The sequence below is a fragment of the Paenibacillus sp. 01T422 genome (genome assembly GCF_056398785.1).
Map to the genome: position 1 here is coordinate 1 of NZ_JBFTQB010001365.1, position 1,056 is coordinate 1,056.

Annotated in this window: 2 protein-coding genes; one reads left to right on the forward strand and one right to left on the reverse strand. The window is 46.4% G+C overall.

The features are described from left to right. A partial coding sequence (locus AC1DUA_RS38785; RefSeq protein ID WP_477504749.1) for an SDR family NAD(P)-dependent oxidoreductase occupies nucleotides 1-214 on the reverse strand: 214 nt, incomplete at its 3' end. A 62-nt stretch (nucleotides 215-276) separates the two neighbouring features. Here AC1DUA_RS38785 and trhA point away from each other — a divergent pair. After that, the gene (trhA, locus tag AC1DUA_RS38790) at nucleotides 277-909 is read left to right on the forward strand and encodes a PAQR family membrane homeostasis protein TrhA (RefSeq protein WP_477504750.1); all 633 of its coding nucleotides are present in this window, start codon (nucleotides 277-279) and stop codon (nucleotides 907-909) included. Nucleotides 910-1,056: the final 147 nt, after the last annotated feature.

Here is a 1,056-nt window from a genome sequence, read left to right on the forward strand (position 1 = left end):
CTCTACTCGTGACGTCCACTTGGAACGGATAAGCTTGTCTGCCCAATGCACGAATTTCAGCTGCAACTTCTTCGATATCACTTGATGTGCGTGCAAAAAGAGCAACATCAGCACCAGCCTCAGCAAGTCCAATCGCCAGTGCTCTGCCGATCCCTCTTCCCGCTCCTGTAACCAAGGCAATTTTATTTTCTAGTCGAAATGAAGGTAGAAACATATTCTCATCGTCCAATCTATTAGGTAGTTTTTTGTAGCTAATAAAGAAAGAAGGTTATTCACATGGAATATTCCGTTCAAGAAGAGAAAGCAAATGCCATCAGCCATGGGATTGGGGTCCTTTTAAGCATCGCAGCGCTGATCCTGCTTGTTATTCAGGCTTGTCTGCACGGCGATGCCTGGCATATTGTGAGCTTTAGCGTGTTTGGCGTGGCACTCGTTACGTTATACACCTGCTCCACCCTGCTGCACAGTGTCAGACATCCTCGGCTGAAAGATATTTTTGAGGTGCTTGATCATTCGGCAATTTACGTTTTAATTGCTGGCACCTATACTCCCTATTTGCTTGTGACACTGCGCGGGCCTATGGGGTGGACATTCTTTGGCGTGATTTGGGGACTTGCCTTAACAGGTATCGTGCTCAAAATATTTTATGTGAAACGATTTATTATCGTCTCTACGCTCTGTTATATTCTCATGGGCTGGCTCATTGTTATTGCCTTTAAGCCGTTATATGTGAACCTGCCCTTCGGAGGCATCGTTTGGCTTGTAGTTGGCGGACTCCTGTACACGTTCGGTTCCATATTCTATGTATGGAGGCGCATCCCTTATCACCATGCCATTTGGCATATTTTCGTGCTCGCAGGTAGCGCCTGTCATTTCGTTTCCATCTTCGGATATGTCATCCTATCATAGTTAAGGAAGCAAACGCTGCAGCTGCTGAAGGGTTACAATGCTCTCAACCTGACGCGCCAGCTCATCATAACCATCCTCATTCGGATGAATGGCATCCTCAGAAAGGTAACGGGTATCCTGACCCACAAAAGCATCATACACCTGAAC

Excerpts from the sequence above, each read along its gene's own strand:
- trhA (WP_477504750.1), top strand. The coding sequence starts at position 277 with ATGGAATATTCCGTTCAAGAAGAGAAAGCAAATGCCATCAGCCATGGG.